We start from the raw sequence: 22,721 nt of genomic DNA, 5'->3' as shown, positions 1-22,721 counted from the left end.
TGACTGGGAAGTTCTCTGGGGCAAGGGGTGCGCAATGGGGCGAAAACCGGATGGTGCTTTTACGGGGCCGGATGGCAAGGTCCACCCAAGACACAACAAGAAAAGCAAGGCCGCGACCGCCGTCGTGGTCACCGGGGTGGTCGCCGCGCTCGGCTACGGCGGCTCCGGGCTGCTCAGCGGTGGCGCGCTCGACGGCGCGGTGGCCGATGCCCTGCCCGGAAACCTCGGCGGCGAGGTCGCCGATTCGCTACCCGGCAGGAACCTCTCGGTGCGCAAGACCGAGGGAAGTCGATCCGCGCGGCGCGGGCGCACCAAGGAGACCTTCGGCCGATTCCGGTTGAAGGAGCTCAAACGCAAGGTCGAACACGATCTGGACTGCGCCGTGAATTCCACCGAACGGGTCCGGAAGTTCTTCCTGCGCAAGGGATGCACCTCACTGCACAGGGCACTGTTCGCGGTCGGGGACGGGCAGGGCAACGCCGCGATGATCTCCGTGGTGTGGGTGGGGTTCCGGAAACGCAGTGATGCGAGCGCCTTCGAACGCGTCGAATCCGTACAGGGCAGCGGGGATGTGAAACCGCTCGGCGCGGCCGCGCTCGGACTGGGCGGGCTCAGGTTCTCCGGACACCATTACCACTCCCGGCCGCACGGCCGCAGCAGAACGGTGGCGGAAACCGAAACCGCGACCGGGCAGGTATCCGCCGCGAAACTCGACGCGCTCGCCGAGGTCTGCTCCTGGCTCCCGAGGCTCTAACCCTGGAGCCCGCCGCCCACGAGCTCGAGGTGCGCACCGTCCCAGCGGCGGCGCAGCCACCGGTCATGGGTGGCCACCACGACCGCGCCCGGTGCGGCCCGCAGCGCGTCCTCGAGTTCGCTGGCCAGGGTCAGGGAGATGTGATTGGTCGGTTCGTCGAGCAGCAGCACGTGCGGATTGGCGGCGACGAGCAGGGCGAGGGCGAGCCGTCGCCGCTGCCCCTCGGAGAGTTGACCGACCGGTTTCCCCAATGCGGGGCCGGGTAACAGGCCGAGTTCGCCGAGATTGGGGCCTTCGGGAACGGCATCCGCGTAGAGCCGGGCGGCGGGCTTGTCGCGTTCGGCGAACCACACATCCTGGCGGAGCAGCCCGATCCGGGTTCCCTTGCGGCGCAACAGTTCGCCGCTGTCCGGGGCGATATCCCCGGCGAGCACCCCGAGCAGGGTGGATTTCCCGGCCCCGTTCGCCCCGGTGACCAACAGCGCATCGGTCCCGTTCACATCGAGCCGGTCCACGGCGAGCCGCTGCCCGACCCGGACCTGATGCAGGGAAAGGACCGGGCCGCTCCCGTTGCCCGCGCTCCACGCGCCGCTGAACCGCAGCGGTGGCGGTGGTTTGCGGACCTGTTCCTGCTCCAGTTCCTCGAGCCGGCGTTTGGCATCGCGCACCCGCCGCGCCGCGGTCTGTTGCACGCGCGCGCCCTTGAAGGCGTAGATGAACTTGTCGTTGTCCCGCGCCTTGCGGTTGTGCGCGATATCGCTCGTGTTCACCCGCACCGCACTGCGCAGTGCCTTGAGCTCCTCCTGCTCGGTGGCGTACTGGCGCTCCCAGCGTTCACGCTCGGCCCGCTTCGCGCCGAGGTACGCGGTGAACGCACCGGTGTAACGGGCCGGGCCGGACAGGTTCGGGTCCAGGTCGAGGATGTCGGTGCACACCTCGTCCAGGAAGACCCGGTCATGGCTGGCGACGAGCACCCCGGAGGAGAGCCCGCGCAGGTGCTCCTCGAGGAAGGCGATCGCCGCATCGTCGAGGTGGTTGGTCGGCTCGTCGAGCAGCAGCATGCCCGGACGGCGCACCAACAGCATGGCCAGCGCGAGCCGGGTGCGCTCCCCGCCGGAGAGGGTGTCGATCCGGCGCTGCCCGGTAGCGCCGATCAAGAACCCGAGGCCGAGCCCGTCGAGCACCAGCTCGGCCCTGCGGTCGGCGTCCCAGGCCTCGTGCGCGGTGCACCAGTCGAGCACCTCGCCGTACTCGGTCATGGCGTCCTCGGAGTCCGCGATGCGTTCCGCGAGTTCGTCCAGCCTGCGCAGGGCCACCCGAACCTCGGCGAGGGCGTCGTCGAGCACCTCGGCAACGCTCGCGCTGCCCGGGAACTCCGGTTCCTGGGTGAGGAAGCCGAGATCGGACGGCGCTTCGACCGTGCCCCCGTCGCGAGCTTCCCGCCCGGCGAGGACCCGCAGCAGGGTCGACTTGCCCACGCCGTTGTCGCCGACGAGACCGGTGCGCTGACCAGGAGAAAGGGTGAGCGACACCCCGGAGAGCACGGTACGCGCGCCATAGGACTTGACGAGTTCGCGGGCTTGAAGCACAGACATGACATCGCATTCGCTTGCTGGATGCCCGCCGGGTGCCTGATCGAGAGGCTTGCCTCGGACGCGGGCCGGATGCGATGTCAGAGCTCCATAACGAGCGCGAGTCTATCAGTCCATGGTGAAGGGGTCATAGCGAATGTGATCCAACGGGGTTCCCGCGACGAGCATCCGGGAGACCGTCGCCCGCAGCATGGGCGGCGAACCCGCGACGACGACATCCCGGTCGGCCCAGGAACCGGCCTTGGTCACCGCTTCGGCGATGGTTCCGCTCTGCACCCCGTACGCACCGTCGGCGCCTTCCTCGGCGACCGCGGTCACCTCGAACCACGGGGACACATCGGCGAGCCTGCGCAGGTTGTCCAGCTCGTACAGGTCATCGACCGTGCGCGCGCCGTAGTAGAGGTGCACATTGGGGTTCTCGCCGTACTGCGCCAGCGATTCCAGGATCGCGCGCATCGGGGCGATCCCCGTCCCACCGGCGATGAGCAGCACATCGCGCCCGCTCTCCCGGTCCACCCGCAGCCTGCCAAGCGGCGAGGCCATCCGCCAGATCTCGCCGGGTTTGGTGTGCGCGACGACGCTGCCGGAAACCCAGCCGCGCTCGACGGCCTTGACGTGGAATTCCAGCACCCCGTCCTCGGCGGGCGCGTTCGCCGGGCTCAGGTACCGCCACAACCGCGGGCGCTGCGGCACCTCGACGCTCATGTACTGCCCCGGCTCGTACCGCATCGGGTAGTCCGTGCGCACCCGCACGATGGACAGGTCCCGGTTGACCCTGCGGTTCTCGACGACCTCGCCGTTCCACCATGCGGGCCCCTCGTCCGCGGCGGCCGCCTCCTGCATCACCCGCGCGATCGTGGTGTACGCCTCGGCCCAGGCCCGCTCGACCTGGTCCGACCAGGCCGCACCGGCATGCTGTTTGACCGCCGCGATCAGCGCGATCCCCAGTGCCTCGTAATGCTTGGTGAGCACCCCGAACTTGCGGTGATCCCTGGCCAGCTGCTCGAGGAACGGGTTGAGCTCGGCGGGGTTGTCCACCTGCTGGACGATGTGCACGAGCGCGCGGAACAACCGGTCCCGCTGCTGCTCCATGTTCGCCGGGAACAGGTCCCTGGTCGGCGGGTCGAGCGAGAACAGCATCCCGTAGAAGAACCGGATCATGCTCGCACCCTCGGGCTCCGCTGCCTTGAACGAGTCCTTGATCATGCGGACGAGCGGCGAGGGGCGCCCGTCGATGGACGCTTGTGGTCCGCTGTTGGGTACTGCATCCGCTGTCATGGGAGCGTTCGTTTCTCCAGTCCTCCCGGCCGAGTGCATCGACACCCTAAGCCGTACGGCAAGTTCTCCGCTCAATATGGTAAAGGTTCAGGTTCATCTCTTGACGGACAGCCACTGCGACCCCGTCGGGTTGCGATCATCGGGTGAATTCGGGGTGAGCGCTATAGTCCATCCGGGGTACACGTGCCAGAGTCTTCCCGATGAGTGGCCCCGAAACCACCCCTACCGGTGTCGCCGAAACCGAACTTCTCGCTCTCGAATTCTCGGAGGAAGCCTCCCTCGACACCCCACCCACCACGTTGCCGCAGGCCGAACAGCAGCTGCCCGGATCCGCGGGCGAACATCTGCTGCAGGAGGCCTACGGAGACAGCAAACGCGCCCGCCGCTTCTACCGGGACCAAGTGCTCGAACACCTCAACGAGGTGATGATCGAGTTCGTCGAGCGGATGGAGATGGCCTTCGTGGCCACCTCGGACACCAAGGGTGAGGCCGACTGCTCGCTGCGCGCCGGCCCGCCCGGTTTCATCCGGGTACTGGACCGGCAGCACATCGCCTACCCCGAGTACCGGGGCAACGGGGTACACGCCAGCCTCGGCAACATCAGTGAGAACCCGCACATCGGGGTCATGCTCGTGGACTTCGTGCGCGATCTCATCGGGCTGCACATCAACGGGAAGGCGCGCATCGTCGAGCACGAGGACATGCTGCTCGAACAGCCGCAACTGGACGGCGACCACGAGCCGGGGCGGCGCCCGCAGCGCTGGGTGGTCGTCGACATCCGCGAGGCCTACATCCACTGCCGTAAGCACATCCCGCGGATGCAGCCGGTGGACCGGAGCCGGTCCTGGGGTACCGACGATTCGCGACGCAAGGGCGGCGACTACTTCGGCGTGCGTGCCGAACGAACCGAACAGACCAAGCAGGCGAACCAGGCCAGGCAGGGCAACCAGGCCAAACACGCCAAGCAGCCCGACACCTCTCGGTGACGACCGGCCCGGATCGTGTTCACCGGACCGGTCGAACGGCCACCCGACTCGGCGACAATCTCCTCTTTTCCCAGCAGCTCTGCTTGTGGATAACCTGAGTACAACCTCATCGCCCCCGCCCTGACCTGGGAATTTCTCCTGTGGACAACCTGTGGAGAAATCTACCGCTATACTTGAGTGGAACAGACTCAAGTTTCCTGACGTTGTACAGGGTGAGCGAACGTTGGAAGCTACCGGAGGACCCCGAGAAGGACGAGGCATGGACGCGTTCAACCCCACGACGAAAACCCAGCAGGCGATCTCCTCTGCCGTGCAGGCCGCGACGGTCGCCGGTAACCCGGACACCACCCCGGCCCATCTGCTCGGTGCCCTGCTCGCCCAGGCGGATGGCACCACGAGCCCGCTGCTGTCCGCGCTCGACGTCGACCCGGCGACGGTGCGCGCCGAGCTCGACCCGATCGCGAACAAGCTGCCGAGCGCACACGGTTCGACGGTCTCGGCCCCGCAGTTCTCCCGGGACGCGGTCACCGCGCTGACCGGGGCACAGCGGCTCGCCACCGAGATGGGCGACGAGTACGTGTCGACCGAGCACCTGCTCGTCGGGCTCGCCTCGGGCTCCGACGCGGTGGCCGAACTGCTGCGCGGGCACGGGGCGACCCCGGACGCGCTGCGCGAGGCGTTCACCAAGGTGCGCGGCTCGAGCCGGATCACCTCCCCCGATCCGGAGGGCACCTTCCAGGCGCTGGAGAAGTACGGCGTCGATCTGACCGAACGCGCCCGCTCCGGGGAACTCGACCCGGTGATCGGGCGGGACTCGGAGATCCGCCGCGTGGTGCAGGTGCTGTCCAGGCGCACCAAGAACAACCCGGTGCTCATCGGCGAACCCGGTGTCGGCAAGACCGCGATCGTGGAGGGGCTGGCCCAGCGGGTGGTCGCCGGAGACGTGCCGGAATCCCTGCGCGGCAAGAAGGTCATCTCGCTCGACCTCGGCTCCATGGTGGCCGGTGCGAAATACCGCGGTGAGTTCGAGGAGCGGCTCAAGGCGGTGCTCAAGGAGATCACCGACTCCGCCGGCGAGGTGATCACCTTCATCGACGAGCTGCACACGATCGTCGGCGCGGGCGCGACCGGTGAGGGCGCGATGGACGCGGGCAACATGATCAAACCGATGCTCGCGCGCGGGGAGCTGCGCATGGTCGGCGCGACGACCCTGGACGAGTACCGCGAGCGCATCGAGAAGGACGCCGCGCTCGAGCGCCGGTTCCAGCAGGTGTTCGTCGGTGAACCGTCCCGCGAGGACACCATCGGCATCCTGCGCGGGCTCAAAGAGCGCTACGAGGTGCACCACGGGGTGCGGATCACCGATGGCGCACTGGTCGCCGCGGCCACCCTCTCGGACCGGTACATCACCGCGCGGTTCCTCCCGGACAAGGCGATCGACCTGGTCGACGAGGCCGCTTCCCGGCTGCGGATGGAGATCGACTCGCGGCCGGTGGAGATCGACGAGGTGGAGCGGTCCGTGCGGCGGCTGGAGATCGAGGAGATGGCGCTGTCCAAGGAGGACGACGCCGCCTCGAAGCAGCGGCTCGCCGCGCTGCGGGCCGAGCTCGCCGAGAAGCGCGAGGAGCTGTCCGCGCTCACCGCGCGCTGGCAGAACGAGAAGGGCTCGATCGAGAAGACCCGGGAGCTCAAAGAACAACTGGAGACGCTGCGTGGCGAGGCCGACCGAGCCGAACGCGATGCCGATCTCGGCCGGGCCGCCGAACTGCGCTACGGCAAGATCCCCGCGCTGGAGAAGGAGCTGGAGCAGGCCACCGAGGCCGAGGTGGACAGCGCCGCGATGCTCAAGGAGGAGGTCGGCCCGGACGACGTCGCCGATGTGGTGAGCGCCTGGACCGGTATCCCCGCCGGCCGGCTGCTCGAGGGCGAGACCGCGAAGCTGCTGCGCATGGAGGACGAGCTGCGCCAGCGGGTGATCGGCCAGGACGACGCGGTGCGGGTGGTCTCCGATGCGGTGCGCCGCAGCAGGGCCGGGGTCTCCGATCCGGACCGCCCGACCGGTTCCTTCCTGTTCCTCGGCCCGACCGGGGTCGGCAAGACGGAACTGGCCAAGGCGCTCGCTGCCTTCCTGTTCGACGACGAGCGGGCGATGATCCGCATCGACATGTCCGAGTACTCGGAGAAGCACAGCGTGGCCCGGCTGGTCGGCGCCCCGCCCGGATACGTCGGCTACGACCAGGGCGGACAGCTCACCGAATCGGTGCGCAGGCGCCCCTACTCGGTCGTGCTGCTCGACGAGGTGGAAAAGGCGCACACCGATGTGTTCGACGTGCTGCTGCAGGTGCTCGACGACGGACGGCTCACCGACGGCCAGGGCCGCACGGTGGACTTCCGCAACACCATCCTCGTGCTCACCTCCAACCTCGGCTCGCAGAACATCGCGGACCCGAACCTGGACGAGGCGGGCCGCAAGGAAGCGGTGCTCTCCGTGGTGCGCCAGCACTTCAAGCCCGAGTTCCTCAACCGGCTCGACGACATGGTCGTGTTCCACGCGCTGGCCACCGAGGAGCTCACCGCGATCGTGGACATCCAGATCGCCCGGCTGGACAACCGGCTCGCCGACCGGCGGCTCACCCTGGATGTGTCCGAGTCCGCGCGGGACTGGCTCGCCCTCAACGGGTTCGACCCCGTCTACGGCGCGCGCCCGCTGCGCAGGCTCGTGCAGTCCGCGATCGGTGACCAGCTGGCCAAGGAACTGCTCTCCGGCGAGGTGGCCGACGGGGACACCGTGCGGGTGGATGTGAACGACAGCAACACCGCACTGCAGGTCACACCCGGCTGAGGGTGTCCGGGACGGCAGAACGGCGCTACGCTCATCGGTGTCCCTTGGAGGAGGTGACACCGATGAACGGTCGTCCCGAAGAGTTCTACGCCGATTACTCCGACGGTTACGACAAGGACGCCTGGCAGGAGTTCACCCCGTGGCGGCCGGGCGATCCCAGCACGGTGGACGAAGCACCCAGCCGCGCGCTCCGCGAATCGGGCCTCGGCGGGATGGGCGAACTGCTCGGCGAGGAGCGCTCGGTGTACCGGCCGAGCACGCCGAACCACTCCCACTCCCCCGTGTCCACCGATCCGGAGAGCCAGCGCCAACGCCCGAGCGTGCCGTATCACCACTATCGCGAAGGCGATCAGGTGCGGAACAGCCACGCCATCCGGGGCACCGTCTTCGAGCACGTCCCGGAGAACACCAGGGGCAAGATCGTGGACACCGAGACCACGTTCCTCGGCGATCACTGGGCGACCGTGCAGTTCGACAACGGGCACACCGAAACCGTACGAACCGAATATCTGGAACGCCGCGGACTTTTCGACTGACTTCGATACCGTGGCCGGATGAAACGAATCCTGGCAACGCTCACGGCGACCGTCGCCCTGTTGTCCGGCGGCCTGCCCGCGGTCGCGGACACCACCGCGGCGGCGCCGCCCCAGATGCTGCTCATCCACGGCTTCAACGCCAAGTCGGGGACGAACTGCGACGGCACCACGTGGAAGAAAGCGCTGGACTACTACGCGGGCGCGGGGCACCGGCCGCGTAACTCGATGACCACGATCGGCTACTACTCCGGCGACACGCACTGCGGGGCGCAGATCGCCAAGGCCACGAAGAACACCTCCATCAAGGACATCGCCGCGAAGTTCGCGAACTACATCGCCAAGAACTACACCGCCAAGGGCAAGCAGGTCGACATCGTGGCGCACTCCATGGGCGGGCTGATCACCCGCGTCGCCATGCTCGGCTCCGCGAAAGGCTGGAAGGGCTTCCCCGGCAAGCTGAAGGTCGGCGACATCGTCACCCTCGGCACCCCGCATCAGGGCGTACGCAAGGGCTGCACCGGCAACTGCAGCAACCAGTGGAAACAGATGACGCCCGGTTCGAACTTCCTGAAAGTGCTGCAGCAGAAGGAAAACCGGCTCGACGGCGCCTGGGCTAAGGGCACCGACTGGAGCCTTGCCGGTGCGGACGGCGACAAGACCGTGTCCTACAAATCGGCCATCGACAAGGGTCACCACGCCGACCAGAAGTACCGCTACACGGATCTCGGCTCGGCGAAATGCAAGAAGGGCAGCACGATCGGCCACGGCGACCTGCGTGAGCTGACCGGTGCGGGCGGATTCTGCCTGCGGTACTGGCACGCCTCGCCGAAACACGATCCGCACAACACGACGAACGGCTGGTCCCCGTTGAAGACGGCGTTCCAGGCCGCCACGCACAAGGGCGACAACCTACCCAAGTAGCGCCCGCGCCTTCGGCAGCACCTCCTCGCCGAGCCGCCGGACATTGGTGCGCACCACCTCGGGATCACCAGCCAGCTCGACCTGCAGCAGCACGCGCGAGCAACCCGAGCCGCGCACCTGTTCGGCGAGGCGTTCGGCGCAGGTGTCCGGTGAACCGATCGGATGCGTGGCGAGTGCGGACTCGGTGAGCCCGTCGATCACCTCGGCGGGGGTGTCCTTGACGATCCGCTGCGGGACATCGAGCAGCAGCTGGTACTGCTCGCTGGCCCGCACGAATTCGCCCGCCGCGCCGCGCATCACCCGCCGCGCCTCAGCCTCGTCCTCGGTGACGTGCGCGAACAGTGCCATGGCGTGGCGGTGCCCGGTCTCCGCATGCCCCGCCTTCGCGACGAAGCGGGCGTGTTCGGCGATCATGGCCGCCTTGTCCTCGATTCCCTTGTCGAAGAACAACAACATCGGAACCCCGCGCGAGGCGGCGAGCTCGACCGAAGCCGGTGAGTTCGCCGCCAGCGCGACCGGAACGGGCCCCGAAGCACCCGGACCGGGCTGTGGGGTCACCTCACGGAACCGGTAGAGCTCGGAATCCGCGGCCACCGGACCGCGCAGCGCCGCAAGGGTCAGGTCCAGCGCCTCGGGAAGCCCGCGCTTCCAGTACTCCACGCCGCGTCCCAGCACCTCGTAGTCCACCACCGGCTGCGCCCTGCCGACCCCGAGCTCGAAGCGGCCCCCGGAGAGGTGATCGAGCAGCGCGGCCTGTTCGGCGACGTGCACCGGCGAATGCAACGGGAGCACGGTGACCGCGGTGCCCACCCGGACCCGTTCGGTCCGGCCGAGCAGATAGCCCGCGAAGGTCAGCCCGGACGGGTTCACCCCGAACGGCATGAAGTGGTGCTCGGTCACCCACACATCGTCGAAACCGGTCTGCTCCGCGATTTGCGCCACCTCGACCCCGCGGGCGAGCACCTCCCCCGGCGACTGCCCCGCGTACTGGCTGGTGAACACGAACGCGCCGAATCGGACTCCGTCATCAGTACCCATGCGCCAAGCACAACCCGACAGACCCGGTCGTGGCTAGGAGAAATCGGAACTCAGCGGTTGGTCTCGGTGGTGATGTGCTCGAAAAGGCCCGCCCGGATGCGCGTGCGCACCCCCGTTGCCCACGGTTCGTCCACCTCGTCCACATCGAGCGCGGCCATGTTGTTGAGCAGCATGCCGAAGGCGAGGAACGACTTCACCGTCACCGGATCCAGTCCCGTCCCCTCGGCCACCGTGTCCCACATCCGGGCCAGCCGCGCCCGCACCAGATCCCGCACCTCCTCATCCCCGCAGGCGGCGAAACCCTGTAACTGCAACAAAAGCGTGGTCCGGTCGGCCAGCGATTCGTAGTACCGTGCGCCCATCCGGGACAAGGCGTCCAGATCCCCCGCCCCTTCCGCGGCCTCGGCCATGCCCTCGCTGAACCGGTCGAACGCGGTTCCGACCAGTTCGAGGAACAGCGCCTTCTTGGTGCCGAACATCCGGAACACGTAGGCCTGCGTGATGCCCGCCTCGCGGGCGATCACCTCGACCGAGGCGCCGTGCAGCCCGTGCTTCGCGAACTCCGCCGCGGCGAACCCCAGCACCTGGGTTCGCCGTTCCGCTCCACTCATCCGCGCAGCCATGGCCTCAGGTTACTGGTTACCAACTACCGGCCCGCACGAAAAAGCCCCGCCACCCGGAGTGGGTGGCGGGGCCTTTCGCGAACTAGTCGACTAACGGAAGTCGCGCCCGAAGTCGTAGTCGTCCAGCGGGACCGCGGCGCCGGTGCCACTGCCGAACATGTCCGGCGAGTAGTAGCCGTCGTCGTAGGACGGGATGGCGTAGGCGGCGGCGCGTGCCTCCTCGGTGGGCTGCACCTCGATGTTGCGGTACTTGTTGATACCGGTACCGGCCGGGATGAGCTTACCGATGATGACGTTCTCCTTGAGGCCGACGAGCCCGTCGGAGTGGCCCTGGATGGCGTTCTCGGTGAGCACCCGGGTCGTCTCCTGGAAGGAGGCGGCCGAGAGCCAGGAGTCCGTAGCCAGCGAGGCCTTGGTGATGCCCATGAGCACCGGACGACCCGAAGCCGGATCGGTGCCCTCGGCCACGACGCGCCGGTTCTCCGCCTCGAACGAGGACCGCTCGACGAGCGAGCCGGGCAGGAACTCGGTGGTACCGGAATCGATGATCGTGACGCGCCGCAGCATCTGCCGCACGATGACCTCGATGTGCTTGTCGTGGATGGACACACCCTGCGCCCGGTACACCTTCTGCACCTCGTCCACCAGGTGCAGCTGGGCCTCGCGCGGGCCCATCACGCGCAGCACCTCGTGCGGGTCGGGCGCACCTTCGAGCAGCTGCTGGCCGACGTCGACGTGGTCCCCGTCGGAGAGCTGCATCCCGGTCGGCATCTGGGCGAGCCGCTGCCGCTTGGACAGCTTCTCGAAGACGATCTCCTCGCTGCCGTCGTCCGGGATGAGGGTGATCTTCCAGTACCGGTCGCCGTCCTCGATGCGCACCCGGCCGTCGACCTCGGCGATCGGCGCCTTGCCCTTGGGCACCCGGGCCTCGAACAGCTCGGCCACACGCGGCAGACCCTGGGTGATGTCGTCACCGCCGAGACCACCCTGGTGGAAGGTACGCATGGTGAGCTGGGTACCCGGCTCACCGATGGACTGCGCGGCGACGATACCGACGGCCTCGCCGACGTCCACCAGCTGACCGGTGGCCATGGAGCGGCCGTAGCAGGTCGCGCACACCCCGACCGCGGACTCACAGGTGAGCACCGAGCGGACCTTGACCTTGGTGACACCGGCCTCGAGCAGCTTCTCGATCGCCGGGTCGCCCAGGTCGTCACCCCGGTTGAGGATGACGTTGCCGGACTCGTCGGTGATGTCCTCGGAGAGCGTGCGGGCGTAGACCGAGGTCTCCACCGTGGTCTGCCGCACCAGCTCGTCACCGATCTTCTCGGCGACCTTCATGTTGATGCCGCGGTTGGTGTCGCAGTCGCGCTCGCGCACGATCACGTCCTGCGAGACGTCCACCAGACGACGGGTCAGGTAACCCGAGTCCGCGGTACGCAGCGCGGTGTCGGCGAGACCCTTACGCGCACCGTGGGTGGCGATGAAGTACTCGAGGACGGTCAGGCCCTCGCGGTAGTTCGCCTTGATCGGGCGCGGGATGAACTCACCCTTCGGGTTGGTCACCAGACCGTTCATTCCGGCCAGCGACCGGATCTGGGTCATGTTCCCGGCCGCGCCGGACTTCACGATCGTCGGGATCGGGTTCTCGTCCGGGAAGTGCTCTTCCATGGCCTCGGCGACCTCTTCGGTCGCGTCGCCCCAGATCTTGACCAGCTCGTTGTTGCGCTCCACGTAGGAGAGCTGACCGCGCTGGTACCGCTTCTCGACCTGGCTGGACTTGTCCTCGTAGGAGTCGAGGATTTCCTTCTTGTTCGGCGGGACGACCACGTCGGACATGGCGACCGTGACCCCGGAGCGCGTCGCCCAGTGGAAACCGGCGTCCTTGAGCCGGTCCAGGGTCTGCGCGACATGGGTCATCGAGTAGCGCTCGGCGAGGTCGTTGACGATCGCGCCCTGGCGCTTCTTCGTCATCTCACCCTCGACGTACGGGTAGTCCGCGGGCAGCAGCTCGTTGAACAGGATCCGGCCGAGCGTGGTCGAAGCCGTCCACGGCATGCCCGGCTCCCAGCCCTCCGGCTCCTCGCCGCGCGGCGGGACCCGGTCGTGCAGCCGCACCTTGATCGGCGCCTGCAGGCTGACCTGGCCGAGGTCGTAGGCCATGATCGCCTCGGCAGGCGAGGAGAAGCTCTGCCCCTCGCCGACCGGATTGGCCACGTTGCGGGTCAGGTGGAACAGCCCGGTGACCATGTCCAGACGCGGCATCGCGAGCGGACGGCCGGATGCGGGCGAGAGGATGTTGTTCGCCGAGAGCATCAGCACCCGGGCCTCGGCCTGTGCCTCCGAGGACAGCGGCACGTGGACCGCCATCTGGTCACCGTCGAAGTCCGCGTTGAACGCCTCGCAGACCAGCGGGTGCAGCTGGATGGCCTTACCTTCGACCAGCTGCGGCTCGAAGGCCTGGATACCGAGGCGGTGCAGCGTCGGCGCACGGTTGAGCAGCACCGGGTGTTCGCTGATCGCCTCTTCGAGCACGTCCCACACGGCCGGACGGGTCCGCTCCACCATGCGCTTCGCGGACTTGATGTTCTGCGCGTGGTTGAGGTCCACCAGCCGCTTCATCACGAACGGCTTGAACAGCTCCAGCGCCATCTGCTTGGGCAGACCGCACTGGTGCAGTTTCAGCTGCGGGCCGACGATGATGACCGAACGACCGGAGTAGTCGACGCGCTTACCGAGCAGGTTCTGCCGGAACCGGCCCTGCTTGCCCTTGAGCAGGTCGGAGAGCGACTTGAGCGGGCGGTTGCCCGGGCCGGTGACCGGACGGCCGCGGCGGCCGTTGTCGAACAGCGCGTCCACGGACTCCTGGAGCATCCGCTTCTCGTTGTTCACGATGATCTCGGGAGCACCGAGGTCGATCAGCCGCTTGAGCCGGTTGTTCCGGTTGATCACGCGACGGTAGAGGTCGTTGAGGTCGCTGGTGGCGAACCGGCCACCGTCGAGCTGCACCATCGGGCGCAGATCCGGCGGAATGACCGGGATGCAGTCCAGCACCATGCCCTTCGGCGAGGAACCGGTCTCGCCCTGGAAGGCGGCGACGACCTTGAGCCGCTTGAGCGCGCGCAGCTTCTTCTGGCCCTTGCCGTTGCGGATCACGTCGCGCAGCGTCTCGGCCTCGGCCGCGATGTCGTAGACCTCGATCAGCTTCTGGATCGACTCGGCGCCCATCGCGCACTCGAAGTACTCGCCGTAGCGGTCGTAGAGCTCGCGGCAGAGCACCTCGTCGGAGATGAGCTGCTTGGGCTCGAGCTTGGTGAAGGTCTCCCAGATCTCCTCGAGCCGGTCGAGCTCGCGGTTGGCGCGGTCACGCAGCTGGCGCATCTCGCGCTCGCCGCCCTCCTTGACCTTGCGCCGCACGTCCGACTTCGCGCCCTCTTTCTCGAGCTCGGCGAGGTCGGCCTCGAGCTTCTGCTGACGCGCCTCGACGTCCGAGTCGCGCTGGTTCTCGACCTGCTTGCGCTCGACGTTCATCTCGTTCTCGAGCGTGGGCATGTCGTTGTGCCGCAGTTCGGTGTTCACACTGGTGACCACGTACGCCGCGAAGTAGATGATCTTCTCGAGATCCTTCGGCGCGAGGTCGAGCAGGTAACCGAGGCGGGACGGAACGCCCTTGAAGTACCAGATGTGCGTGACCGGGGCGGCGAGCTCGATGTGCCCCATCCGCTCACGGCGGACCTTGGCGCGGGTGACCTCGACGCCGCAGCGCTCGCAGATGATGCCCTTGAACCGGACGCGCTTGTACTTGCCGCAGTAGCATTCCCAGTCGCGGGTCGGACCGAAGATCTTCTCGCAGAAGAGCCCGTCCTTCTCCGGCTTCAGGGTTCGGTAGTTGATGGTCTCCGGCTTCTTCACCTCGCCGTACGACCACTGACGGATGTCCTCGACCGTGGCGAGACCGATGCGGAGCTCATCGAAGAAGTTGACGTCCAACACGTTGGTGCGTCTCCCTTTTACGTGTTCGGAAATTCTGCCGGGCGCCGGGCGCCCTCACACTCGAGTGCGCCCGGCGAACTCGTTAATTCACCACGTCGTCGACGGACGGCGACTCATTGCGGGACAGGTTGATGCCCAGGTTCGCGGCCGCGCGCTCGAGGTCCTCGTCGTCGGAGTCGCGCATCTCGATCGCGGCTCCGTCGCTGGAGAGCACCTCGACGTTCAGGCACAGCGACTGCAGCTCCTTGAGCAACACCTTGAACGACTCCGGGATACCCGGCTCGGGGATGTTCTCGCCCTTGACGATCGCCTCGTACACCTTCACGCGGCCGACCACGTCATCGGACTTGATGGTCAGCAGCTCCTGCAGGGTGTAGGCGGCGCCGTAGGCCTGCATGGCCCAGCACTCCATCTCACCGAACCGCTGGCCACCGAACTGCGCCTTACCACCGAGCGGCTGCTGGGTGATCATCGAGTACGGGCCGGTGGAGCGGGCGTGGATCTTGTCGTCCACCAGGTGGTTCAGCTTCAGGGTGTACATGTAGCCGACCGCGACCGGGAACGGGAACGGCTCGCCGGAGCGGCCGTCGAGCAGCATGGCCTTGCCGTCTTCCTTGACCATCCGCTCGCCGTCCCGGTTCGGCAGCGTGGAGCCGAGCAGACCAGTCAGCTCGTCCTCCTTGGCGCCGTCGAACACCGGGCTCGCGGTGTTGGTTCCCGGCTCCACGTCGTAGAGCTCTTCCGGCAGGTTCGCGGCCCAGTCCGGGCTGCCCTCGATCTTCCAGCCCCGTGACGCCAGCCAGCCGAGGTGCAGTTCGAGGATCTGGCCGATGTTCATGCGTCGCGGAACACCGTGGGTGTTCAGGATCATGTCCACCGGGGTGCCGTCCTCGAGGAACGGCATGTCCTCCTCGGGCAGGATCCTGCCGATCACGCCCTTGTTCCCGTGCCGTCCGGCGAGCTTGTCGCCGTCCTGGATCTTGCGCTTCTGCGCCACGTAGACCCGCACCAGCTCGTTGACCCCGGGCGGGAGCTCGTCGTCGTCATCGCGGGAGAACACCCGGATGCCGATGACCTTGCCGCGCTCGCCGTGCGGCACCTTCAGCGAGGTGTCGCGGACCTCGCGGGCCTTCTCACCGAAGATCGCGCGCAGCAGCCGCTCCTCCGGGGTCAGCTCGGTCTCGCCCTTCGGGGTCACCTTGCCGACCAGGATGTCGCCGTCCCGGACCTCGGCACCGATCCGCACGATGCCGCGCTCGTCGAGGTCGGCGAGGACCTCCTCGGAGACGTTCGGGATGTCCCGGGTGATCTCCTCGGCGCCGAGCTTGGTGTCCCGGGCGTCGATCTCGTGCTCCTCGATGTGCACCGAGGTGAGCACGTCGTCGCGGACCATCCGGTTGGAGAGGATGATCGCGTCCTCGTAGTTGTAGCCCTCCCACGGCATGATCGCCACGAGCAGGTTCTTCCCGAGCGACATCTCGCCGTTCTCGGTGCACGGCCCGTCCGCGAGCACCTGGCCGACCTCGACGCGGTCTCCCTCGTCCACGATCGGCTTCTGGTTGATGCAGGTGCCGTGGTTGGAGCGGCGGAACTTCTGCAGCTGGTAGGTGTTCCGGGTGCCGTCGTCGGCCATCACGGTGAGCAGGTCGGCGGACAGCTCCTCGACCACACCCGCCTTCTCTGCGGTGATCACCGCACCGGCGTCGACCGCGGCACGCAGCTCCATGCCGGTCCCGACCAGCGGGGCCTCGTTGCGCAGCAGCGGCACCGCCTGACGCTGCATGTTCGCACCCATCAGGGCGCGGCTGGCCGCGTCGTGCTCGAGGAACGGGATCATCGCCGTCGCCACCGACACCATCTGGCGCGGGGAGACGTCCATGTACTCGACCTCGGAGGGGTTCGCGAGGTCGGTCTCGCCGCCCTTCCGCCGGACAAGGACCGTCTCCTCGACGAAGTTGCCGTTGTCGTCGATCGGCGCGTTCGCCTGCGCCTTGACGTAGCGGTCTTCCTCATCGGCGGTCAGGTACTCGATCGTGTCGGTGACCACACCGTCCACGACCTTGCGGTACGGCGTCTCGATGAAGCCGAACGGGTTGACCCGCGCGTACGAGGACAGCGAACCGATCAGACCGATGTTCGGGCCTTCCGGCGTCTCGATCGGGCACATCCGGCCGTAGTGGCTCGGGTGCACGTCGCGGACCTCCATCTGGGCGCGCTCCCGGGAGATACCACCCGGGCCGAGCGCGTTCAGCCGACGCTTGTGGGTCAGCCCGGCGATCGGGTTGACCTGGTCCATGAACTGCGAGAGCTGCGAGGTACCGAAGAACTCGCGGATCGCGGCGGAAACCGGGCGGATGTTGATCAGGGTCTGCGGCGTGATGGCCTCGACGTCCTGGGTGGTCATCCGCTCGCGGACCACGCGCTCCATCCGGGAGAGACCGACCCGGATCTGGTTCTGGATCAGCTCGCCGACGGTGCGCAGGCGGCGGTTCCCGAAGTGGTCGATGTCGTCGATCTCGATCGGGATCTCGTTGTCGCCCTCGCCCATCGAGGTCTCGGCCGCGTGCAGCCGGACCAGGTACTCGATGGTCTGCGCGATGTCCTCTTCGGTGAGCACGCCGGTCTCGTACGGCTGGTCGATACCGAGCTTCTTGTTCAGCTTGTACCGGCCGACCTTGGCGAGGTCGTAGCGCTTGTCCTTGAAGAACAGGTTCTCCAGGAGGGTCTGCGCGGACTCCTTCGTCGGCGGCTCACCAGGACGCAGCTTGCGGTAGATGTCGAGCAGCGCCTCGTCGGTGCCCGCGGTGTGGTCCTTCTCGAGCGTGGCCATCATCGTCTCGGAGAACCCGAACCGCTCGCGGATGCCCTCCGCGGTCCAGCCGAGCGCCTTGAGCAGCACGGTGACCGGCTGGCGGCGCTTGCGGTCGATGCGGACGCCGACCGTGTCCCGCTTGTCGACATCGAACTCGAGCCACGCACCCCGGCTCGGGATGATCTTGACGTTGAACACGTCCTTGTCGGTGGTCTTGTCGACCGACTGGTCGAAGTAGACGCCCGGGGAACGCACGATCTGGGAGACGACGACACGCTCGGTGCCGTTGATGATGAAGGTGCCCTTGTCCGTCATCACCGGGAAGTCACCCATGAACACCGTCTGTGATTTGATCTCACCGGTGGTGTGGTTGGTGAACTCCGCCGTGACGAACAGCGGGGCCGCGTAGGACATGTCCTTGTCCTTGCACTCCTCGACCGACGCCTTGACTTCGTCGAAGCGTGGGTCGGAGAAGGACAGCGACATCGATCCAGAGAAATCCTCAATCGGGGAGAGCTCGGTGAGCACCTCCTCGAGGCCGCCTACCGGGTTGTCCTCGCCGGCGTTGACCCTGCGCTCGAACCATGAGTCGGCGCCCGTGAGCCACTCGAACGACTGGACCTGCAGATCGAGCAGGTTCGGCACGGCGAGCGGTTCGTGGATCTTGGCGAAGGAGACCCGCTTCGGGGCTCCGGGGACATCTGGGGAGTTGGTCGCAGTAGTGGCCTTGGTCGCGCGGGAGACTGCCAAGATGCGTCCTTCCGGGGACTCGCGAGTAACTGCCTGGCTGCTACCAGCTAAGCAGTGCAACTGTCAAGGGTGCGGTTTGCGCCCAGCATCCTAACGTCCTATACCTGAACGCACGGGAAGAGGGCAGCAAGAACCCAGTCTAGCCGCTATCACGTCGGCTGTCTACACGCAAGCATCGCGCCCCGATGTCGCATGCCGTGGAAGCCGCCCGGAAGACCGGCCATCCACGGGAAATAGCGTGAACTGCCGGGCGCGATTCGTCAAGGCGCCACACCCCTCAATCGCCGAGTTGGCCTACTCCACAGCGCCCCGTAAGCCGGGATTCACGGAGACCCCGCTCAACACGCACTGTGGAGCGGCCTTACACGGTCGGCACACTGGTGAGCATGCCTGACGGCCACTCGATCGAGTGCGAGCTGACCATCCGCCCGCTCACGGCCGGTGAGGAACCGCTGTTCGAGTCCATGCCCGATCCGGGCCTGGTCGGGCTGGCGGCCTTCGGGGAGAGCTACACGGCGATGGTCGCGCGCGGGCAATACCGCCCGGAGTGGACCTGGGTGGCGCTGCGCGGGGACCGGGTGCTCGCCCGCGCTGCCTGGCTCCCCGGCCCGGACGGTGAACCGGACGTGCTCGACTGGTTCGACTTCTCGGAGTTCGAGGCCGGGGTGGCGCTGCTGCGCACGGCGGCGATCCGGGCCGAGTACTGGATCGAGCTGCCGCCGGACTGGCGCACCGACGCGCGGGTGCACGCGGCCGCGCAGGCGCGCATCGAGGCCGCCCGCGCGGTCGGCATGCACGTGTTCGTCGAGCGCCACGTCTACCTGTGGACCCCGGCGCACGGGCTCCCGGAACGCCCGGGCCGCCTCGAGTTCCGCCCGGAGCCCGAGGACGCGGTGTTCGAGGAGTACTTCCGGCGCGCCGCCCGGGACAGCCTCGACGCACACACCGCGCGGGCGGTCGCCGCATCCGGTCCCGAAGCGGCCGCGCGGGCCGAACTGGCCCTGCTACGTGCCTGCCGAGCCCGCGCTCCTGGTGGCTGGTGGGCTGCACGCGCGGCGGTGAACCGGTCGGGTTCGCCATTCCCGCGCGCAATCCGAGCGGCCCGATCATCGGCTTCGTCGGCGTCCTCCCCGAGCACCGTGGCCACGGCTATGCCTGCGAACTGCTCGCCGAGGCCACCCACCTGCTCGCCGGGCACGGCGCCGAGCGGATCAAGGCCGCGACCGATGCGGGGAACACCCCGATGGCCGCGGCCTTCGCGCGGGCCGGTTATCCGATCGAGCGCGCACGCCTCGACCTGGCCTAAACCCACTGCGCGGTTGGCCAGCCCTCCATGCGGTAGGCCGAGTCCCAGAACATCCACTCGTACTCGGTCGCGGTGATGAACGCGGCGAGCATGTTCGCCTCGGTGGTATCCCCGACCCGGTCGGCCGCCGCGTCCACGGCGGCGCGACAGGACTGCACGGCGCGGCCGAACTCCTCGTCCGCGTAGGTGTCGATCCACGCACGGTAGGGGTTGTCCGGCGCCGCGGTCTCCGCGATCGCGAGGCCGACCTCGTGGTACACGGCGAAGCAGGGCAGCAGCGCGGCGATGAGTTCGCTGTAGCTCGCGGTCTGCGCGGTGGCCAGCAGGTAGGAGGTGTAGCCGAGCGCGGTCGGCGAGGTGCGCACCGCCTCGACCTCATCCGGGTCGATACCGAAGCGTGCGAAGTAGTCGGCGTGCAGTCCGCGCTCGGTGACCACGGCCTCGTTGGCGGCGGCGGAGAAGAAGGCGAGGTCGGCCGGGTCCTCGGCGCGCGCGGCCGCCACCGCGAGCGCCCGCCCGAAACCGACGAGATAGCGCGCGTCCTGCACCAGATAGAACTGGAATCGCTCACGGGAAAGCGTTCCCTCGGCCAGTTCCTGATTGAAGGGTAACCGCGTCATTTCACCGCGTAATTTCTTCGTGGCCGCATCGGCCCGCGCGCAGAATCCACTCACCCCGCCAGCGTAGACTCCGGCGCGGAACACCCGCGGGAGCTTGGTTACCAGGCTGAGAGGACGGAAATTCCGTCGACCGCACGAACCTGACCGGGTAATGCCGGCGTAGGGAGTTTTTCGTGGCTGGGCACACAGATTCCATGACGCACGAGGTCGCGCCGACGCTCGAGGGGCCGACGCCGAAGACGCTGCGCGCCGGTGATCAGGGCGCGTTCTGGGTGAACCTCGCGGTGAGCCTGCTCGGGTTCACCGGCGCCTCCGCGGTGTTGATGCCCGCGGGCTCCGCGCCGCTTTCCCCGATCGCGGCGCTGGTCGCCACGATCGTCGGTACCGTGCTCGGCTCGGTGATGCTCGGGCTCTCCGCGGTACCGGGCGCGCGGACCGGCGCGCCCTCGATGGTGGTGCTGCGCGGACTGTTCGGCGCGCGACTCTCGGTGCTGCCCACCGTGCTGAACATCCTGCAGATGATCGGCTGGGGCACCTTCGAACTCCTCGCGATCGCCTCCGGTGCCCGCGCGGTGTTCGGCGGCGGCCCGCAACTGCTCTACGTGCTGATCGCGGCCGCGCTGACGATCACGATGACGATCTGGCCGCTCGGCGCGCTCCGGGTGCTGCGCAAATACGTGACCGTCGCAGTGGGAATCGCGCTGGTGTACCTGTTCGTGCAGTTCGCGATCCGCCCGATGCCCGCGCTGACAACGGGTTCCTGGCACGGTTTCTGGCTCGGCGCGGACGCCGCGCTCGCGGTCGCGGTCTCGTTCATCCCAATGGCCTCGGATTTCTCCCGGCATTCGCGCACCGTGAAGGGCGCGCTCGGGGCACCGGTGATCGGCTACTCGATCGCGCAGATCGCCTGCTATGCCGTGGGTCTGCTCGCCCTGGTGCAAATGGGGAACTCGGGCGGGGAATACGACCCCTATGTGGCGATCCCGCTCGGTGCGGTTTTTCTCGGCGTGATCGTGCTCCGCGAGGTGGACCAGTCCTTCGCGAACGTGTACTCCACCGTGATGTCGGTGCAGAACCTGTTCCCGCGCGCGGATCGCCGCATCCTCAGCATCGCGATCGGGCTGCTGTGCACCGTGCTCGCCGCCGTGCTGGACATCGGGCAGTACACCGATTTCCTGAGCCTGATCGGTTCGGTCTTCGTGCCCATGTTCGGGGTGCTCGCCGCGGACTACTTCCTGCGCGGCTGGCGATCCTGGAACACCTCGACGGACGCGCCCTCGCGCTGGGGCATGCTGCTGGCCTGGCTGCTCGGGCTGGCCACCTATCAGTTGATCAACCCGGGCGCGGTCGGCTGGTGGTCCCGGTTCTGGACCTGGTTCGGCCACGCGATCGGCTTCAGCCCGGCGAGTTGGATGAGCGCCTCGCTGTTCTCCTTCCTCATCGCCGGGCTGGCCGCGTTCGCATTCGGCAGGATCAGGTCACCACGTCACCGGTAGTTCGTAGACCCCGAAGACCTGCCCATCGTATTTGAACGGGATTTCCTCGAGCTCGGGGACGATCCGCAGATCGGGAATCCGGCTGAACAGGGTGTCGATCACGATCTGCAGTTCCAGGCGTGCCAGGTTCTGCCCGAGGCACTGATGCGGGCCGTACCCGAACGCGATGTGATTCCGGCTGCCCCGCTCGATGTCCAGCGTGTCGGGTTCCGGAAACACCTCGGGATCTCGATTCGCCGTACTGCTGAGCGCGAGGACACCCTCGCCCTCGCGGATCAGCACCCCACCGAGTTCGACATCCTCGGTGGCGACCCGGGCATTGGCGAATTCCGCGATCGTGAAATAGCGCAGCAACTCCTCGACGGCCGGCAAGGTCTGATCCGGATCCGCCTTGATCTTGGCGAGCGACTCGGGATGTTGCAGCAACGCGACGGTGCTCAGCGAGATCATGTTCGCCGTCGTCTCGTGCCCGGCAACGAGCAACAGAAAAGCGAGCTCGACAAGGTTTTCCTCGTCGATGTCGCCCTCGTCTCGTTGTTTGTGGATCTGCCGGGAGAGCAGATCCTGTCCAGGCTCCCGGATCTTCTCGGTGACCAGTTTCCCGAGATACTCGATCAGTTCGTCACGTGAGCGAAGCCGTTCATCGGCCTCTACCGCCCGGTTGAGCAATCGGCCGGACCGGGCTTGGAAGAAATCGTGATCGGCATACGGCACGCCGAGCAGTTCGCAGATCACGAGCGAGGGAATCGGCAGCGAAAGGGCGCTCACCAGATCGACCGGGCGCGGACCGGCGAGCATCGCGTCGATGTGTTCGTCGACGATCTGCTGAATACGCGGGCGAAGCTCCCGCAGCCGCTTCACGGTGAATTCGCCGACCACCGCGCGCCGTGCCGGACCGTGCTGCGGCGGATCCATGCCGATCAACGAGATGCGGATCGGCTTCATGTCCTCGGTGATCCGCTGCTGGAACGGGAAGTTCGGATGATTCCGATCCGAACTGAACCGCGGATCGGTGAGCATGGCGCGAATGTCCTCGTGCCTGGTCGCGGCCCATACCGAACGGCCGAAGAGGCGAACTCGGGTGACGGGCGTTTCGGCGCGCAGGTCCGCGTACTCCGGTGGCGGCGAGAACGGGCAGGTACGTTTGCGTGGGAAGGTCAGTTCGGTCATGCGA

16 protein-coding genes and 1 riboswitch are annotated in these 22,721 nt (G+C 67.5%); of the genes, 7 read left to right on the top strand and 9 right to left on the bottom strand.

Features of this window, described 5'->3' with window-relative positions:
• Positions 1-34 precede the first annotated feature (34 nt).
• Entirely contained in the window at positions 35-754 is a 720-nt protein-coding gene (locus AD72_RS17290; protein ID WP_037346173.1) for a hypothetical protein, read from the top strand.
• On the opposite strand, the gene AD72_RS17285 is transcribed toward AD72_RS17290, so the two are convergent.
• Both AD72_RS17285 and AD72_RS17280 read right to left on the bottom strand, forming a co-directional pair.
• Positions 751-2,349 carry an ABC-F family ATP-binding cassette domain-containing protein gene (locus AD72_RS17285; RefSeq protein WP_031467554.1) on the bottom strand — a complete coding sequence of 533 codons (1,599 nt, stop codon included), beginning with the start codon at positions 2,347-2,349 and terminating at the stop codon, positions 751-753. The two genes, AD72_RS17290 and AD72_RS17285, sit on opposite strands and share 4 nt — an antisense overlap.
• A 105-nt stretch (positions 2,350-2,454) precedes the next feature.
• Positions 2,455-3,624, bottom strand: coding sequence for a globin domain-containing protein (locus AD72_RS17280; RefSeq protein ID WP_031467553.1), 1,170 nt, complete (start codon positions 3,622-3,624; stop codon positions 2,455-2,457).
• A 200-nt stretch (positions 3,625-3,824) separates the two neighbouring features.
• Between AD72_RS17280 and AD72_RS17275 the strand changes: the two genes are divergently transcribed.
• The 4 genes from AD72_RS17275 to AD72_RS17260 all read left to right on the top strand — a co-directional run bounded on the left by AD72_RS17275 (position 3,825) and on the right by AD72_RS17260 (position 8,909).
• Positions 3,825-4,610: a pyridoxamine 5'-phosphate oxidase family protein gene (locus AD72_RS17275; protein ID WP_031467552.1), complete on the top strand. Its 786-nt coding sequence runs from the start codon at positions 3,825-3,827 to the stop codon at positions 4,608-4,610.
• Positions 4,611-4,869: 259 nt separating this feature from the next.
• A complete protein-coding gene (gene clpB / locus AD72_RS17270) occupies positions 4,870-7,452 on the top strand; it encodes an ATP-dependent chaperone ClpB (RefSeq protein WP_031467551.1) in 2,583 nt (860 codons plus the stop codon).
• Positions 7,453-7,514: 62 nt separating this feature from the next.
• Positions 7,515-7,988, top strand: coding sequence for a hypothetical protein (locus AD72_RS17265; protein ID WP_020501265.1), 474 nt, complete (start codon positions 7,515-7,517; stop codon positions 7,986-7,988).
• 18 nt (positions 7,989-8,006) lie between these two features.
• Complete coding sequence (locus AD72_RS17260) at positions 8,007-8,909, top strand: esterase/lipase family protein (RefSeq protein WP_031467550.1); 903 nt, start codon at positions 8,007-8,009, stop codon at positions 8,907-8,909.
• On the opposite strand, the gene AD72_RS17255 is transcribed toward AD72_RS17260, so the two are convergent.
• The 5 genes from AD72_RS17255 to AD72_RS38110 all read right to left on the bottom strand — a co-directional run bounded on the left by AD72_RS17255 (position 8,898) and on the right by AD72_RS38110 (position 18,918).
• Positions 8,898-9,947, bottom strand: a complete 1,050-nt coding sequence (locus AD72_RS17255) for an LLM class flavin-dependent oxidoreductase (RefSeq protein WP_031467549.1) — start codon at positions 9,945-9,947, stop codon at positions 8,898-8,900. The two genes, AD72_RS17260 and AD72_RS17255, sit on opposite strands and share 12 nt — an antisense overlap.
• Positions 9,948-9,997: 50 nt before the next feature.
• Positions 9,998-10,570: a TetR/AcrR family transcriptional regulator gene (locus AD72_RS17250; RefSeq protein ID WP_231644875.1), complete on the bottom strand. Its 573-nt coding sequence runs from the start codon at positions 10,568-10,570 to the stop codon at positions 9,998-10,000.
• Positions 10,571-10,660: 90 nt separating this feature from the next.
• Positions 10,661-14,563: a DNA-directed RNA polymerase subunit beta' gene (locus AD72_RS17245; protein WP_031467547.1), complete on the bottom strand. Its 3,903-nt coding sequence runs from the start codon at positions 14,561-14,563 to the stop codon at positions 10,661-10,663.
• Positions 14,564-14,645: 82 nt separating this feature from the next.
• The gene (rpoB, locus tag AD72_RS17240; RefSeq protein WP_031467546.1) at positions 14,646-18,125 is read right to left on the bottom strand and encodes a DNA-directed RNA polymerase subunit beta; all 3,480 of its coding nucleotides are present in this window, start codon (positions 18,123-18,125) and stop codon (positions 14,646-14,648) included.
• A 508-nt stretch (positions 18,126-18,633) separates the two neighbouring features.
• On the bottom strand, positions 18,634-18,918 hold the full coding sequence (locus tag AD72_RS38110; RefSeq protein ID WP_343123722.1) for a hypothetical protein: 285 nt from the start codon (positions 18,916-18,918) through the stop codon (positions 18,634-18,636).
• Positions 18,919-19,164: 246 nt separating this feature from the next.
• On the opposite strand from AD72_RS38110, the gene AD72_RS38105 reads away from it, so the two are divergent.
• Positions 19,165-19,431, top strand: coding sequence for a GNAT family N-acetyltransferase (locus tag AD72_RS38105; protein ID WP_343123721.1), 267 nt, complete (start codon positions 19,165-19,167; stop codon positions 19,429-19,431).
• On the opposite strand, the gene tenA is transcribed toward AD72_RS38105, so the two are convergent.
• On the bottom strand, positions 19,428-20,105 hold the full coding sequence (gene tenA, locus AD72_RS17230) for a thiaminase II (RefSeq protein ID WP_031467545.1): 678 nt from the start codon (positions 20,103-20,105) through the stop codon (positions 19,428-19,430). The two genes, AD72_RS38105 and tenA, sit on opposite strands and share 4 nt — an antisense overlap.
• 22 nt (positions 20,106-20,127) lie before the next feature.
• Positions 20,128-20,234, top strand: a riboswitch (TPP riboswitch).
• Here tenA and AD72_RS17225 point away from each other — a divergent pair.
• The gene (locus AD72_RS17225; RefSeq protein ID WP_231644874.1) at positions 20,225-21,547 is read left to right on the top strand and encodes a purine-cytosine permease family protein; all 1,323 of its coding nucleotides are present in this window, start codon (positions 20,225-20,227) and stop codon (positions 21,545-21,547) included. It overlaps the preceding riboswitch by 10 nt.
• On the opposite strand, the gene AD72_RS17220 is transcribed toward AD72_RS17225, so the two are convergent.
• On the bottom strand, positions 21,530-22,717 hold the full coding sequence (locus AD72_RS17220; protein WP_031467543.1) for a cytochrome P450: 1,188 nt from the start codon (positions 22,715-22,717) through the stop codon (positions 21,530-21,532). The two genes, AD72_RS17225 and AD72_RS17220, sit on opposite strands and share 18 nt — an antisense overlap.
• Between the last annotated feature and the right edge of the window lie 4 nt (positions 22,718-22,721).

Source organism: Sciscionella sediminilitoris (assembly GCF_000737195.2).
In the GTDB taxonomy this organism is placed as follows: domain Bacteria; phylum Actinomycetota; class Actinomycetes; order Mycobacteriales; family Pseudonocardiaceae; genus Sciscionella; species Sciscionella sediminilitoris.
This window is presented reverse-complemented; position numbering and strand designations above follow the sequence as displayed.

What these genes read in the sequence shown, in the direction of transcription:
- AD72_RS17290 (WP_037346173.1), top strand. Translation starts at nt 35, where the DNA reads ATGGGGCGAAAACCGGATGGTGCTTTTACGGGGCCGGATGGCAAGGTC.
- AD72_RS17285 (WP_031467554.1), bottom strand. Translation starts at nt 2,349, where the DNA reads ATGTCTGTGCTTCAAGCCCGCGAACTCGTCAAGTCCTATGGCGCGCGT.
- AD72_RS17280 (WP_031467553.1), bottom strand. Translation starts at nt 3,624, where the DNA reads ATGACAGCGGATGCAGTACCCAACAGCGGACCACAAGCGTCCATCGAC.
- AD72_RS17275 (WP_031467552.1), top strand. Translation starts at nt 3,825, where the DNA reads ATGAGTGGCCCCGAAACCACCCCTACCGGTGTCGCCGAAACCGAACTT.
- clpB (WP_031467551.1), top strand. Translation starts at nt 4,870, where the DNA reads ATGGACGCGTTCAACCCCACGACGAAAACCCAGCAGGCGATCTCCTCT.
- AD72_RS17265 (WP_020501265.1), top strand. Translation starts at nt 7,515, where the DNA reads ATGAACGGTCGTCCCGAAGAGTTCTACGCCGATTACTCCGACGGTTAC.
- AD72_RS17260 (WP_031467550.1), top strand. Translation starts at nt 8,007, where the DNA reads ATGAAACGAATCCTGGCAACGCTCACGGCGACCGTCGCCCTGTTGTCC.
- AD72_RS17255 (WP_031467549.1), bottom strand. Translation starts at nt 9,947, where the DNA reads ATGGGTACTGATGACGGAGTCCGATTCGGCGCGTTCGTGTTCACCAGC.
- AD72_RS17250 (WP_231644875.1), bottom strand. Translation starts at nt 10,570, where the DNA reads ATGGCTGCGCGGATGAGTGGAGCGGAACGGCGAACCCAGGTGCTGGGG.
- AD72_RS38110 (WP_343123722.1), bottom strand. Translation starts at nt 18,918, where the DNA reads ATGCCGACCGCGCGGGCGGCCTCGATGCGCGCCTGCGCGGCCGCGTGC.
- AD72_RS17220 (WP_031467543.1), bottom strand. Translation starts at nt 22,717, where the DNA reads ATGACCGAACTGACCTTCCCACGCAAACGTACCTGCCCGTTCTCGCCG.